The 14,263-nt window shown below is 65.9% G+C and carries 13 protein-coding genes and 2 pseudogenes; 9 read left to right on the top strand and 6 right to left on the bottom strand.

What is annotated here, in order from left to right:
• The first annotated feature begins 35 nt into the window (after window positions 1-35).
• Together LL972_RS04635 and LL972_RS04630 are read left to right on the top strand one after the other, a co-directional pair.
• Window positions 36-1,010: an FAD:protein FMN transferase gene (locus LL972_RS04635; RefSeq protein ID WP_228326592.1), complete on the top strand. Its 975-nt coding sequence runs from the start codon at window positions 36-38 to the stop codon at window positions 1,008-1,010.
• A complete protein-coding gene (locus LL972_RS04630) occupies window positions 1,007-2,761 on the top strand; it encodes a flavodoxin domain-containing protein (RefSeq protein WP_228326591.1) in 1,755 nt (584 codons plus the stop codon). The genes LL972_RS04635 and LL972_RS04630 overlap by 4 nt, the downstream gene beginning before the upstream one ends.
• A gap of 132 nt (window positions 2,762-2,893) precedes the next feature.
• Here the strand turns inward: LL972_RS04630 and LL972_RS21755 are convergent.
• The 3 genes and pseudogenes from LL972_RS21755 to LL972_RS04620 form a co-directional block, all read right to left on the bottom strand.
• Window positions 2,894-3,235 (bottom strand): annotated as a pseudogene (locus LL972_RS21755) (HutD family protein); the annotation flags it as partial.
• Window positions 3,236-3,501: 266 nt separating this feature from the next.
• A pseudogene (locus tag LL972_RS21750) lies at window positions 3,502-3,745 on the bottom strand (HutD/Ves family protein); the annotation flags it as partial.
• Between the two features lie 474 nt (window positions 3,746-4,219).
• Window positions 4,220-4,594 carry a ComEA family DNA-binding protein gene (locus LL972_RS04620; RefSeq protein ID WP_016904771.1) on the bottom strand — a complete coding sequence of 125 codons (375 nt, stop codon included), beginning with the start codon at window positions 4,592-4,594 and terminating at the stop codon, window positions 4,220-4,222.
• A gap of 157 nt (window positions 4,595-4,751) precedes the next feature.
• Here LL972_RS04620 and LL972_RS04615 point away from each other — a divergent pair, with 157 nt between their 5' ends.
• From LL972_RS04615 to murU, 4 genes are all read left to right on the top strand, one after another.
• Entirely contained in the window at window positions 4,752-6,245 is a 1,494-nt protein-coding gene (locus LL972_RS04615) for a M20 family metallopeptidase (RefSeq protein WP_228326589.1), read from the top strand.
• A 230-nt stretch (window positions 6,246-6,475) separates the two neighbouring features.
• Complete coding sequence (locus tag LL972_RS04610; RefSeq protein WP_228326588.1) at window positions 6,476-6,748, top strand: GlsB/YeaQ/YmgE family stress response membrane protein; 273 nt, start codon at window positions 6,476-6,478, stop codon at window positions 6,746-6,748.
• Between the two features lie 57 nt (window positions 6,749-6,805).
• Window positions 6,806-7,828, top strand: a complete 1,023-nt coding sequence (locus tag LL972_RS04605; RefSeq protein ID WP_228326587.1) for an aminoglycoside phosphotransferase family protein — start codon at window positions 6,806-6,808, stop codon at window positions 7,826-7,828.
• A complete protein-coding gene (gene murU, locus LL972_RS04600) occupies window positions 7,825-8,535 on the top strand; it encodes an N-acetylmuramate alpha-1-phosphate uridylyltransferase MurU (RefSeq protein ID WP_228326586.1) in 711 nt (236 codons plus the stop codon). The genes LL972_RS04605 and murU overlap by 4 nt, the downstream gene beginning before the upstream one ends.
• A gap of 383 nt (window positions 8,536-8,918) precedes the next feature.
• Here murU and hda read toward each other — a convergent pair whose 3' ends face one another.
• The 3 genes from hda to LL972_RS04585 are packed head-to-tail and all read right to left on the bottom strand — an operon-like array spanning window position 8,919 to window position 11,901.
• Window positions 8,919-9,629, bottom strand: a complete 711-nt coding sequence (hda, locus tag LL972_RS04595; protein ID WP_228326585.1) for a DnaA regulatory inactivator Hda — start codon at window positions 9,627-9,629, stop codon at window positions 8,919-8,921.
• Window positions 9,626-10,792, bottom strand: coding sequence for an AI-2E family transporter (locus LL972_RS04590; protein WP_228326584.1), 1,167 nt, complete (start codon window positions 10,790-10,792; stop codon window positions 9,626-9,628). The genes hda and LL972_RS04590 overlap by 4 nt, the downstream gene beginning before the upstream one ends.
• Window positions 10,789-11,901 carry a DUF2066 domain-containing protein gene (locus LL972_RS04585; protein WP_228326583.1) on the bottom strand — a complete coding sequence of 371 codons (1,113 nt, stop codon included), beginning with the start codon at window positions 11,899-11,901 and terminating at the stop codon, window positions 10,789-10,791. Before LL972_RS04585 ends, LL972_RS04590 begins: the two co-directional genes overlap by 4 nt.
• Window positions 11,902-11,923: 22 nt before the next feature.
• Here LL972_RS04585 and purM point away from each other — a divergent pair, with 22 nt between their 5' ends.
• From purM to purN, 3 genes are read left to right on the top strand one after another with little or no spacing between them, the layout of a single operon-like run.
• A complete protein-coding gene (gene purM / locus LL972_RS04580) occupies window positions 11,924-13,057 on the top strand; it encodes a phosphoribosylformylglycinamidine cyclo-ligase (RefSeq protein ID WP_228326582.1) in 1,134 nt (377 codons plus the stop codon).
• A gap of 14 nt (window positions 13,058-13,071) precedes the next feature.
• Window positions 13,072-13,530 carry a hypothetical protein gene (locus LL972_RS04575; protein ID WP_228326581.1) on the top strand — a complete coding sequence of 153 codons (459 nt, stop codon included), beginning with the start codon at window positions 13,072-13,074 and terminating at the stop codon, window positions 13,528-13,530.
• A 40-nt stretch (window positions 13,531-13,570) separates the two neighbouring features.
• The gene (purN, locus tag LL972_RS04570) at window positions 13,571-14,224 is read left to right on the top strand and encodes a phosphoribosylglycinamide formyltransferase (RefSeq protein ID WP_228326580.1); all 654 of its coding nucleotides are present in this window, start codon (window positions 13,571-13,573) and stop codon (window positions 14,222-14,224) included.
• The last annotated feature ends 39 nt before the right edge of the window (window positions 14,225-14,263 follow it).

Raw genomic sequence — 14,263 nt, 5'->3', positions numbered from 1 at the left:
TGCATCCTGCCGCCCCGTCTTCATAATATCCGTCCATGTCCGCATCGTCTTCCGCTGACCACGCCATTGCCACGCTCGGCGGCCGCAGCATGGGCACCACCTGGAGCGTGAAGCTGGTAGCACCGCGCGGACGCGACCTGCATCCATTGCACGCCTGCATCCAGGCCGCACTGGATCGCGTGGTTGCGCAGATGAGTACCTGGGAGGCCGATTCGGATATCAGCCGTTACAACCGCGCACCGCCAGGCAGCTGGCACCACCTGCCCGACGAATTCCACGCGGTGCTGAGCGCCGCACTGGAGATTGCACAGGCCAGCGATGGCGCCTTCGATCCCACCGTCGGCCCGATGGTCGAGCTATGGGGTTTCGGCGCTGCTGGCGGGCGTCAACGCGTGCCGGCAGCGGAGACGATCGCATTGGCGAGTCTGCGTTGCGGCTGGCAACGCCTGCAGCTGGATGGCAAGCGTGTGCTGCAGCCTGGCGCAGCGGCGCTGGATCTGTCCGGCATCGCCAAGGGCTTCGGTGTGGACTGCGTGCATCGCGCATTGCTGCAGTCGGGGATCGACAGTGCATTGATCGAGGTCGGCGGCGAATTGTTCGGCTACGGACGCAAGCCCGATGCCAGCGCGTGGCGCGTGCTGGTCGAATCCGCCCCCGACGAAGATGCCGGCAGCGCGCTGCCGGCACGGGTGCTGGTGCTGGACGGCCTGGCGGTCGCCACCTCCGGCGATCGCTGGCACCGCTTCGATGCCGGCGGCACACGCTATACGCACACCTTCGACCCACGCACCGGCGCGCCCGTTCCGCATGCCCCCGCAGCGGTCACCGTACTTGCGCCCGATGCGATGCAGGCCGATGCCTGGGCCACCGCGATGACCGTGCTTGGCGTCGATGCCGGTCTTGCCCATGCACGCACTGCAGAGCTGGCCGTGCGATTCCTGGCACGCAAGGACGGCATCCTGCTCGAATCCATGAGCCCGGCATTCGAACGCCACCTGTCCGCGTCATGACCAGCGCCACCTCACGGGTGTGGCTGGGCAATGGGCTGGTTCTGCTGGCGCTTGCCGGCGTCGTCGGCTGGCTGGGCGGCTTGCATGACGGTACATGGTGGAGCGCACCCACGCCGCAGCGCTGGCAACTGGCGGCTCTCGGCCTGGCGCTATATCTGGGCCTGTGCACTGCCGTGCTGCTGCGCGCACGCACGCGCAGTGGCGCACAACGCGCAGACGCCAGCCGCGTATTGATCGTCTGGGCTAGCCAGACCGGATTTGCGCGTGAACTGGCGCAACGCAGCGTTGCCGCGCTGCAATCGGCAGGCGTCGGTGCGCATGCGCTGCCGATCGAGGCCGTCGATCGCGATCAACTCGCACGCGTGCCGCGGCTGCTGTGCATCGTCAGCACCACCGGTGAAGGCGATGCACCCGACCATGCGCAGTCGGCCGAGCGCAGTTGGCTTACCGACGACGCGCAGGATCTGACTGCCGTGCAGTACGCGGTGCTGGCCCTAGGCGACCGTGGTTACGCGCACTTTTGCGCGTTCGGCCGACGCCTCGACGATCGCTTGCAGGCGCGCGGCGCCACGCGCTTGTTCGAGCGCATCGAGGTCGATAACGCTGACCCGAACGCACTGCAGCACTGGCAACGCCGTCTGGCGGAACTGGCGCCCGCACTCGCGACGCAGTCGGACTGGAGCCTGCCGACCTACACCGCCTGGCAGCTACGCGAGCGCATCCGCGTCAATCCCGGCAGCGCAGGTGCGCCGATTTATCGGCTGCGCCTGACGCCATGCGATGGCGCATTGCCGCAGTGGAGCGCAGGCGATATCGCGGAGATTGCACCGCGTAATGCCACGGATGCGGTGGAGTGCTGGCTGCGGCGCAACCACTACGATGGCGCGCAGCACGTCGAAGGCCGCCCCCTGCGCGACTGGCTCGGCGGCGCGCAACTTCCCGTCGATGCCGATGCCGCTCTCTGTATCGATGTGGGTGCCGGTACCGATGCCGACGCCGACGCCGACGCCGACGCCGAAGTCAGAATCGGCCAACGTGCGGGTACGGGTACGGGTACAACGACAACGAGAACTACAGATACAGATACAGATGAAGGCATGAGTTCAACAATGGACGCAGAAGCAGTGGTGCGCCGCCTGGCTGCCCTGCCCCATCGCGACTACTCGCTTGCCTCCATCCCCGAAGAAGGCCACGCCGAACTGCTGGTGCGCGAACACCGTCACGCCGACGGCAGCCTGGGTCTGGGCAGCGGCTGGCTTTGCGTCCATGCACCGATCGGCGCAGCCATCGCGCTGTGCTTGCGCAGCAACCCCGGCTTCCACCCGCCCGCACCCGACCAGCCGATGCTGCTGATCGGCAATGGCACCGGCATTGCCGGTCTGCGCGCGCATCTTCGTGCACGCATCGCAGCCGGCGCGCGTCGCAACTGGCTGCTGTTCGGCGAACGCAATGCCGCGCATGACGCGCTGTATGCCGACGAGCTGCAGCAGTGGCAGCAGGATGGATGGCTCGAACGCCTGGAGCTTGTCTACTCGCGCGATCAACCACAGCCACCGCATTACGTCCAACACGCACTGGCCGCAGCCGCCGACCGCCTGCGTCATTGGGTTGATCAAGGCGCCTGCATCTACGTCTGCGGCAGCCTGCGCGGCATGGCACCGGAGCTTGACCAGACCCTGGATGCCGTTCTCGGTGCCGAGGTCAGACAGGAACTGCTACGCACCGGACGCTATCGCCGCGACGTGTATTGAACCATCGGGTGTAGCGCTGCCAACAGCGATCAACACCGCGACTACGTAGCAGCCAGGCCAGCGCCCCCGTTGCTGCAATCCGCATCATTGATGCCTGCGGTGGCTGCGCGCTCACCGCATAAGTGAAACGCCCTAGACCGGACTCACCCGGATCGCCAGCAACTCGCCGCCGCCATCGAGCACATAGCGGGTGCGCGTGGAGGCACTCAGCCATGCGGTATCGCCGGCAGCCAACGGTGGCAAGCCACTGTCGCGCCCAAAGCTGGCCTGGCCTGCAAGCAGATGAATCGCCCAGGCGCTGCCCGGATCGGCAAAAAACAGCATGGTGCCAACCAGCGGCCGATGCAGCAGTTCGGTCTGCAGCAGATCGCGCCGCCACATCAGATTGAAATCCTGGGTCGGCCCGTCGAGCAGCGTCGCACGTACCGTTTCTTCGCCTGTGAATCGGATGCGCTGGTACGGCGGCAGCAATTCGCAGCTGCGATGACTGCTGCCAGAAGCATCGGTACCGCCATAGGCGCTGGCGTGATTGCCGCCATGGTCAGCGCCACTGCTCTCATTGCCATTGCCACTATCGCTTTCGCTGCCAGTGCCGCCGCCAGTAGCAGTAGCAATGCCAATGGCTGCACCTGTGCCTGTGCCACTGCCGCTGCCGCTGCCGCTGCCGTTGCCGTTGCCGTTGCCGTTGCCGTTGCCGTTGCCGTTGCCGTTGCCGTTGCCGTTGCCGTTGCCGTTGCCGTTGCCAGCATCACCAAACTGCAAGCGCATGCCATTGCCGTGCAACAGCACCAGCTCGCGATCGATGCCAGGGAATGCGGAAAACGCTGCGTCCTGCTCGATCTCGGCGATCGACAGGCGTAGCGACCACGCGTCGGCACCGCCGAGGCGCAGGATCTCGCGCGTCCAGCCCAATTGATTGCGCCACCGTTCGCGCCGGTAGTCGGTGGCCGGAATCACCCGGCTGCTCAGGTCTGTCAGCTGCATTGGCGCATTGTGCCCGAAGCGCTGCGGTGGTCCGTCATTCCCCGGCTCGGCGCACCAGCGCGTAGACCGGGCTCCACTACAGATGCGTACGACACCGGCAGTCAATGCCAACCACGTGCAGGCACCCAGCAATCACCTGCAAGACGCCACTGATCAGACGGACGCCTGCAGTTGAAAAATATACTTGTAGGCAGACGGTCGATCAGCAGAATTGGCGTACCACCAGAAGCAGATCGCTACGAGCGGCCCCCCACTGCGCCACTCATTCCACCGCCGGTCTTTCCCGGAACGGCCACTCGCGCCAGCCATTCCGCCGCGCTGAGCCCCAAAACGAAAAACGCCCGGCTGCACATCCAAGTGCAACACCGGGCGATTCCACGTCCTTGTCGGCTTCCAGCCATCCCCCGGACATCCTGTCCAGTTAGGTTGCGGCCACGCATCCTCGCGTCGAACCGTATCTCGGATCCTTTCCCCTTAACGCCGTCCCACCGGTTTCACCGCCGCCCCCTTGGCAGCCTTCTTGGCGGGAGCCATCGTGGCTCCTACTTCGATCAGGTCTCGATTCCGTTCGACCGTCTTGAGTCCGATGCCCTTGACCAGTGCCAGTTCCTCGGCACTTTTGAAGGGACCGTTTGCCTGACGGTGCTCGACGATTGCCTCGGCTTTTGATCGCCCGACATTCGTCAGCACCTTGTCCAATTCCTCAGCAGACGCGGTGTTGATATCGACCTTGTCGAGTGCATACGCATTCGAGGACAACAGCAACGCCAGTAGCAGGGACTTCAGGGCTACGGTAAATGACTTCATTGCAACGCTCCTTGTGGCTTGGGTGATGGTCCTAGCCAGCATTCCTGCCGGCGGAGCCAGTGTCCCGCGCCACATGCAGCAATCCTATCGCCAACGAACTTTTCACACAGCCGGTGAACTGCGCGCCGCCCTGCAGGGAAATACCTACCCCCAGGCACGGGCGTAGAATGTGCCGTTACGTCACGTATTCGGAGCCTCCATGGACAGTGCCAAGATCGACCAATTCATCAGCGACACCTGGGACCGCGAGATCGTCCCGCAATTGGTCGATTACATCCGCATTCCCAATAAATCGCCGATGTTCGACGCCGATTGGGTCGCGCATGGCTACATGGAGCAGGCGGTTACCCTGATGGAAACATGGGCGCGTGCGCAGGCCATCGACGGCATGCAGGTCGAGGTGGTGCGCCTGGAAGGCCGCACGCCGTTGATCTTTATCGAGATTCCGGCAACCGGCGCCGAATCCGGCGATGACACCGTGCTGCTGTATGGCCATCTTGACAAGCAACCGGAAATGACCGGCTGGGATGCCGACCTCGGCCCGTGGGAGCCGGTGCTGCGCGATGACAAGCTGTACGGCCGCGGTGGCGCCGACGATGGCTACGCGATCTTCGGTTCGCTGGCGGCGGTGCTGGCGCTGCGTACCCAGGGCCTGCCGCATGCGCGCTGCGTGGTGCTGATCGAAGCCTGCGAGGAATCCGGCAGCTACGACCTGCCCGCCTATGTCGACCATCTGGCCGCACGCATCGGCAAGCCATCGCTGGTGGTGTGCCTGGATTCGGGCTGCGGCAACTATGAGCAGCTGTGGTGCACCACCTCGCTGCGCGGCCTGACCGGCGGCAACCTGAGCGTGAAGGTGCTGGAGGAAGGCGTGCATTCGGGCGATGCCTCCGGCGTGGTGCCGTCCAGCTTCCGCTTGCTGCGCCAGTTGCTGTCGCGGATCGAGGACGAAGCCAGCGGCCGCATCCTGCTGGACGGATTGCATGTGGAGGTGCCGGCCGAACGACTCACGCAAGCGAAGGCTGCGGCTGCGACGCTGGATACGGCCATCTTCGACAAATTCCCGATGGTCGAGGGCCTGGTGCCGATGCATGACGACCTCACCGAGCTGGTGTTGAATCGCACCTGGCGCCCGGCGTTGTCGATCACCGGTGTGGACGGCATGCCGCCGCTGGCGTCGGCCGGCAACGTGCTGCGTCCGCAGACCGCGGTGAAGCTGTCACTGCGTCTGCCTCCGACCGCCGACGGCAAGGCCTGTGGCGAACTGCTGAAAGAGGCCTTGCTGCGCGACCCACCGAACGGCGCACAGGTAACCCTGGAACTGGAAAAGGCATCATCGGGCTGGAATGCGCCCGAGATGGCGCCATGGCTGGCAAAAGCCATCGACGACGCCAGCCTGGCGTTCTTCGACAAGCCGGCGATGTACATGGGCGAAGGCGGCTCGATCCCGTTCATGGGCATGCTGGGCGAGAAGTTCCCGGGCGCGCAGTTCATGATCACCGGCGTGCTCGGCCCGCATTCCAATGCGCATGGCCCCAACGAGTTCCTGCACATCCCGATGGGCAAGCGGGTCACGGCCTGCGTGTCCAAGGTGATTGCCGAGCACCACGCCGCCTGCCTGCGCGGCGAGACCAGCGGCTCACCGGTGGCGGCTGACAGCGGCACCCGTCATGGCGGGCATGGCTGCTGCTGAGTTGGCGGTTTAACCGACGCATGCCCTGGGCGTGCATTGGTTGATGGAAGTGCTAGATCGCACTGAGTGAGGGTTCACGCGCAGGTGCGTAGGTGGTTTGGCTGTGTGGTTTTTTACCCATCGCCTTGCTGCGCACCCTCACCCCAACCCCTCTCCCGATGGCAGAGGGGCTTGGAGCTTGCTCGTGGTGAAGTGCTAGTCTGCCGATCCCACTTCCCTCAGTGCCTGCGATGAACACTCTCTTCGGTAGCGACAGCTGGCTTTACATCATTCTGGTCGGCTTCGTGGTCGGGCTGCTGGCCCGTTTCATCACCCCCGGCACGCAGCGACTGGGATGCCTGCTGACCATCGTGCTGGGCATCGCCGGCGCAGTGGTGGCCAGCTGGTTCGGTCGCTACATGGGCTGGTACCACGCCGGCGAACCGGCCGGTTTCCTCGGTGCGTTGCTGGGTGCGATCGCGATCCTGGCACTGCTGCGGCTGTTCAGCGGCAGCAAGCGTTGATCGACCCGGCGTCGCTCTAGATCTGCTGCGCCTCACTTCACTACACAGCATTCACTCATGACGTCATCGTTGCTTCCCGATACCGCGCGCGATGCGCTCCGTCTGCAGTGGGCGCGGCATGCGCTAGATGACCCTGAGATCACGCTGCAACGTGCCTCCGTCGATGCGGGATTTCGCAGTTACTGGCGCACACAAGGACGCGGCATGGATCGCATCCTGATGGATGCGCCACCGGCGCTGGAAAATGTGGCGCCCTGGTTGCGCATGCATGCACTGCTCGGCGAGCACGGCGTGCGGGTGCCACGGGTGCTTGCGCAAGATCTCGAAACGGGGTTCTTGCTATTGGAAGACCTGGGCGTGCCGACCTTGGCGCAGGTACTGACCGACGCCAATGCCGACACGCTGCTGGACGCTGCGATCACTCAATTATTGCTGCTGCAGCGTATTTCGCCGCCCGCCGACAGCGGCGTGTTCGGCGAGGCACTGCTGCAACGCGATGCCGGCCTGTTCGAAGACTGGTTTCTCGGCCGCCACCTGGGCCTGCAGCTGGACTGCAGCTACTCCGAGCAACTGCAGTTGGTGCAGCGTCGTTTGATGGATAACGCACTGGCGCAGCCGCGCGTCTTTACCCATCGCGATTTCATGCCGCGCAATCTGATGCCGGTCGGCGACGGGCCGGCGGTGCTGGATTTCCAGGATTGTGTGATCGGGCCGATCGCCTACGACCCGATCAGCCTGTTCAAGGACACCTCGGTGAGTTGGCCGCTGGCGCGCGTGGATGGCTGGCTGGAGCGCTACCACGCACGTGCGGCAGCGGCCGGACTGCCGGTGCCGCCGCTGCCGCAATTCCTGCGTGATGCGGACTGGATGGGTGTGCAGCGGCATCTGAAGAATCTGGGCATCTTCTCGCGCCTGAGCCATCGCGACGGCAAGCACTGGTATCTGGATAACGTGCCGCGTTTCATTGTCTATCTGGACGAGGTGTTGCCGCGTCATCCCGACCTTGCGCCACTGATCGGCCTGCTGGAAAACCTGGTCAAACCTGCACTGGCGGCACGCTCCGCGCAGGCTGGCGCATGAAGGCACTGATCTTCGCGGCCGGGTTTGGCGAGCGCATGCGTCCGTTGACCGAACACACGCCCAAGCCGCTGCTGTCGGTCGGCGGCACACCGCTGATCGTCTGGCACCTGCGCAAGCTGGCCGCACTGGGCGTGGACGAGGTGGTGATCAATACCTCGTGGTTGGCCGAACAATTTCCGCAGGTACTGGGGGACGGCAGCGCGTTCGGGCTGCGGCTGACGTATTCCTTCGAGGGCGCCACCCCGCTGGAAACCGGCGGCGGCATGCTGCACGCATTGCCGTTGCTGGGCGATGCGCCGTTCCTGCTGGTCAACGGCGATATCTGGACCAATTTCGATTTCGCGCGGCTGTCGGGTGCGCCGGCGGGCCTGGCCCAGCTGGTGCTGGTCGATCAACCCGCCTATGCAGCACGCGCAGACTTTGCGTTGGATGCCGATGGCAAGGTGCGCGCAGATCTGCCCGCGACGCTGACCTACGCCGGCATCGGCATGTATCGACCGGCGCTGCTGCGCGATTGGCAATCGGTCATCGGCCAGCTCCCGGAGCCCACCGGCAGGGCGCCGCGCTTCGCGCTGGCGCCGATCCTGCGCGCGCAGATGGCGGCAGGCCTGATCGATGGCATCCACCATGCCGGACGCTGGACAGATGTCGGCACGCCGCAGCGATTGGCAGAGCTGGATGCGCAGTTGCTGCGCGACGGCGGCTGATCACAACCACGCCGCTGCAACGCCCGGCCGCGCATCGTGCATTGCTCGAACTGCGCACACCAACCATCTCGACGGGCCTTGCATCCAACCCGATGCGCGCCGCTCCTGCTGTTATCCATGCCCACCAACCGTCTCGACGGGTCCTTGCCCGCCTACCGTCGCGGGACCTTACGCGGCATGGATGCCGCGTAAGAGCCTACAAGGACGTACTTGCGGCGTGTCCCGCGATGGTAGGCGGGCAAGGGCCATGCAGCCAAGCCGCAGATCAACCGCTCTGCAAGCTTCAGGCGATGTGCTTCGAATGCCTGGACAACTGCGATAGATGTGCAGATGGGAAGCGCAAAGCAGCCCGTGTCTGCCTAGCGCTGAGCGTGGTAATTCCGTCAGCTGCTCGAAGAGCCGCGATCCTCAAGCACTCGCCGCAGGAACGGCACGGTGATACGGCGCTTGGCAGCCAGCGATTCGCGATCCAGCCGATCCAGCAATGCCACCAGTCCGGCCAGTTCGCGTTCGCTGTGGGTCAGCAGCCAGTCGATTGCTGCTTCGTCCAGTGCCAATCCGCGCCGTTGCGCACGATCACGCAACACCGCTGCGCGCCCGGCGTCGTCGAGCACCGGCAGGCTGATGCGGATGCACTGCGACAGCCGCGAGCGCAGATCCGGCAACACCAAGGCCAGGCCGTCAGGCATCTGCCGCGCGGTGTACAGCAAGGTGGTGCCGGCAGCGCGCGCACGGTTGTGGAAATCGAACAGCGCCACTTCGTCGTCGCGCTGCCCGGCAATGCTTTCCACGCCGTCCAGTGCGACCAGGCTGCGTCCTTCCAGCGCTTCGAGCGCATCGCGCAACCGGCCAATGGCGGCGTGCAGAGGCAGGTACGCCGGGGCGCGCCCGGCCTGCTCGGCGGCGGCGCACAACGACAACGCCAGATGCGTCTTGCCGGTGCCGGCGGGGCCGGCCAGATACAGCCAGTCGCTCACCTGCCCGACCGCCAGCGCCTGCAGCTGCGACAGCAGGCCGTCGGGCGCGGCGATGTAGCTATCGAATCGCTGATCGGGCGGCGCGCGCAACGCCAGTGGCAACTGCGGAACACTCACAACCGGTCTGCGTCCTTGCTTGGGTCGATGATCACGCTGCGCTCGGGCGTGGACTGCAGCACGATGCCGGCGCGCTCGCCTGCGTACAGATCGCTGTGGGTGTACTGCTCATGTGCGTAGCGCAGCAACACGTTGGCCACCGCTGCCACCGGCAGCGCCAGCAGCATGCCGAGGAAGCCGAACAACTGGCCGCCCGCCATCACCGCGAAGATCACCGCGACCGGATGCAGACCGATCTTGTCGCCGACGATACGCGGGGTCAGCACATAGCTTTCCAGCAACTGGCCGACCGTAAACACCACGCCCACGCCGATCAGCAACTTCAGATCCAGACCCTGTGCCTGTACCACGGCCGCCAGCAAGGCGAGCACGATGCCGGTGGTGGCGCCCAGATACGGAATGAAGCTGATGAAGCCGGCAATGATGCCGATCAGCAGGCCCAGATTGAGCCCGATGATGGACAGGCCGGCGGCGTAGATCGCCCCCAGCGCCAGCATCACCAGGAACTGGCCGCGGATGAAGCCACCCAGCACGTCGTTGGATTCCTGTGCGAGCCGGCTCACGGTGCCGATGTAGGCACGCGGAATGACCGCAGCCACACGCTCGACCAGGCGATCCCAGTCGCGCAGGAAGTAGAACGCCAGGATCGGTAGCAACGCCAGGTTGATCACCCAGGTCACCATCGCAAAGCCCGACCGCTGCACGTAGCCGAAGAAGGTCTTGGCGGCGCCGCCGGCCTGCTCCCAGTGGCTGCGGATCCAGTCGATCAGGCGCTCCGGGTCCAGCCAGCCCATCAGCTCCACGCCGGTCTTGGCTTCCAGCCACGGGATCGCGGTACTGATCGCCCAGGCACGCATCTGCGGCAGCGCGTCGATCAAGGTCATGATCTGGCGCTCGATCATCGGCACCAGAATCATCAGTGCCAGCACGAACAGCAGCAGCGCCAGCACGAACACCAGCACCACCGCGATATTGCGCGAGCGGCCGGCGCGCTCGATGCGATCCACCAGCGGGTCACCCAGCCAGGCCAGCAGCAGCGCCAGCACGAACGGCGTCAGGATTGGCGACAGCAGCGAGACCACCCACAACACGCCGACAGTCACCGCCACCCATTTCAGGCGACGCAGGAACAGGGCGATTTCGGCTTCGGGAGTCAAAGTCATTTCAGGCGGTACTCAGCGTGCTCGTTTTCGAGAATGATCGGGCCCTCGGTCGGCACCGAAACGGTTACCAACGGGCTGTTGTCGCCGAGCATACGGTTGAGGCCGGAAATGCCCGTGAGCAATTCCAGATCCACTTCCATGCGGTCGCCATTGGCGCTGACCGGGCGGATGCTGCGCACCACCGAGACGCCCTGCAGCGCGGCGGAGACGCGCAGGTAATCGTCGGCGCTGCTGATGCCGGTGATCACCGCGCGGTAGACCCCGGGCACGCCCGAATCCACGCGCTTGGCGTAGCGCTTGACCAGCGCATCGGCGGCGCCGTCGGCACCGGCAGCCATCGCGCGACGCGCGTCGGCGTCGCTGCTGGTCCAGCTGGACAGCACGTTGCCGTTGTCGACGAAGACCCAGTCGGCGATCCAGCCGGCGTCATTGCGGTAGAGCTTGCCGATCAACTGCATCGGCGGGCTGTACTTGGCCGATGCGCGTGCCACCGCGGCGGTGTCCTTGCGCCAGATTGCGCCGGCCAGCACCTGTTCGGCGGCGGCACCGCCGGGCAGGCCGAGCCGGTAGCCGCGCTCGATCGCCCGGTCCAGCACGCTGCGCGCGGCGTTGGCCTGCGCCACACCGACCAGGCGCGGGCCGCTGCCGTCGTCGATGGCCAGCCACAGCACCGGCTTGGGCCGCGGCAGCGGCCACACCGGCAGCCCCAGTGCGGCGATCAGGCCATCCACGTCCGACTGCCGGAAGCGCGCCACCAGCACGGTGCGGAAGGTCGGCGCCCCGGTGCGCGAGGTGCCCTGGTCCTGACGGTAATCGTAGGTTTCGACATAGCCCGGCGCGCCGCGCAGTGCCTGCGAGACGCCTGGGCGGCTCATCACGCCGCGGTCGCCGGAGACCTTGCCCAGCACCGCGCCGAGCGCGCGCGCCAGCGCTCCGGGGCGATCGGACTCGCTCTGGCTGTTGACCGGCACTTCGGCCTCATAGGCACTTTGCGCCTTGGCGACGTCGCCTTCGGTGCGTAGATCGGCCTGCGCAAAGGCTGGCGCGAGGGGCATGGCGACCACGAGAGCGAGAAAGAAAGCGAGACTGCGGCGCATCGACGGTTCCATGACGTAAGCGTATCCGGGTGAATTGTTGCCCGAATGGGACGCCAGCGCCAACGTGGCTGCTAAAATCGCCGCCTTTACAGCCGAGCCCTCCCCGCCCGTGACCAGCCCAACGCCTTCCAATCCCTCGCCCATGACCTACCGTGAGGCAGGTGTCGACATCGATGCCGGCAATGCATTGGTCGAACGCATCAAGCCGCTGGTCAAGCGCAGCTTCCGGCCGGAGGTGATGGGCGGCCTGGGCGGGTTTGGCGCCTTGTTCGACCTGTCCGGCAAGTACCGGGAGCCGGTGCTGGTGTCCGGCACCGACGGCGTCGGCACCAAGCTCAAGCTGGCGCAGCAGTTGGGCCGGCACGACACCATCGGCATCGACCTGGTCGGCATGTGCGTCAACGACGTGCTGGTGCAGGGCGCCGAGCCCTTGTTCTTCCTGGATTATTTCGCCACCGGCAAGCTGGACGTGGACACCGCCGCGGCGGTGGTTGGCGGCATCGCGCGCGGCTGCGAGCTGTCCGGCTGCGCCCTGATCGGCGGTGAAACCGCCGAGATGCCCGACATGTATCCGCCGGGCGAATACGACCTGGCCGGCTTCACCGTCGGGGCGGTGGAAAAATCGCAGCTGCTGGACGGCGCGCAGGTGCACGCCGGCGACGTGCTGATCGGCATCGCCTCGTCCGGCCCGCATTCCAATGGCTACTCGCTGATCCGCAGGATCTACGAGCGTGCCGGCGCCCCGGCCGAGCTGGTGCTGGACGACGGTGTCAAGCTGATCGACGCGCTGATGGCGCCCACCGCGCTGTACGTCAAGCCGATCCTTGCGCTGCTCAAGTCGCATGGCGACAGCATCCACGCCATGGCCCACATCACCGGCGGCGGGCTGACCGAAAACATCATCCGGGTGATCCCCGACGGCCTGGGCCTGGACATCGACGCCACCGCCTGGACGCTACCGCCGGTATTCGCCTGGCTGCAGCGTGAAGGCGCGGTGGCCGATGCCGAAATGTGGCGCACCTTCAACTGTGGCATCGGCTTCGTGTTGGTCGCCGCGCCCGAACAGGCCGCCGCGCTGGAACAGGCACTGAAGGCACAGTCGCTGGCGCATTGGCGCATCGGCCAGGTGGTGCCGGCGCAGGACGATGAGCGCGTGCGGATCGGTTGACCGAGGAGACCTGCATGGACGCTGCCCCACACGCACTGCCGGCACCGGCCAGCGCTGACGATCTCCAGCACCTGAAACTGCTGTCGATCTTTCACTATGTGCTGGCCGCCATCACCGCCCTGTTTTCGCTTTTCCCGTTGATCCACCTGTTCATGGGCATTGCGATCATTACCGGGCACCTGCCCATGACACACGCCAGCACGGATGCACCATCGATGGATCCGCGATTGTTCGGCTGGTTCTTCGTGGTGTTCGCAGGTGTGTTCATTGTCTGCGGCCTGACGCTGGCAGCGTTCATGGCCTACGCTGGCCGCTGCATTGCCCAGCGCAGACGGCACCTGCTGTGCCTGATCGTGGCCGGCATTTCCTGCTCCTTCATGCCGTTCGGCACCGTCGTCGGCGTGTTTACGCTGGTGGTGCTGCTGCGCCCACAGGTCAAGGCCTTGTTCGCTCCCACCGCTACCGCAGCGTGACGCGCACTGCCTGCCCCATGACTTCAGCGAATCCCACCGAATGAGCCTGCGTCTGGCCGTGCTGGCCTCCGGCCGTGGCAGCAACCTGCAGGCCATCCTCGATGCCATCGCCAGCGGCCGGCTGCCGGCCGAGGTCGTGGGCGTGTTTTCCGATCGCCCACAGGCGCCGGCGCTGCACAAGGTCGATGAGGCACTGCGCTGGAGCGCCAGCCCGCGCGACTTCGCCGACCGTGCCGCCTTCGACGCCGCGCTGGGCGATGCCATCGCCACCGCGCGGCCGGACTGGGTGATCTGCGCCGGCTACATGCGCATCCTCGGCGAGCCGCTGGTGCGTCGCTTTGCCGGGCGCATGCTCAATATCCACCCCTCGCTGCTGCCCAAGTACCGCGGCCTGCACACCCACGCCCGCGCACTGGAAGCCGGCGACGCCGAACATGGCGCCAGCGTGCATCTGGTGGTGCCGGAACTGGATGCCGGCACGGTGATCGCGCAGGCGCGCGTACCGGTGCTGCCCGACGACGGCCCCGAGCAGCTGGCCGCGCGCGTGCTGGCGCGCGAACACCCGCTGCTGCTGGCCACGCTGGACCTGCTGGCCAGCGGGCGTGTGGAGGTGCGTGGCGATGGCGTCCATATCGACGGTCAGTGCCTGTTTACGCCACTGCGACTAGAGTCCGCTGACACCGCACTCGCCTGAATGCGGATACGCCCTCCTCATCCTGTCTCGGACATCCTG

Origin of the sequence: Xanthomonas campestris pv. asclepiadis (assembly GCF_020784175.1) — a bacterium.
In the GTDB taxonomy this organism is placed as follows: Bacteria; Pseudomonadota; Gammaproteobacteria; order Xanthomonadales; family Xanthomonadaceae; genus Xanthomonas; species Xanthomonas campestris_D.
Note: the sequence above shows the minus strand (reverse complement) of the source record. Positions and strands in the feature narration are given on the sequence as shown.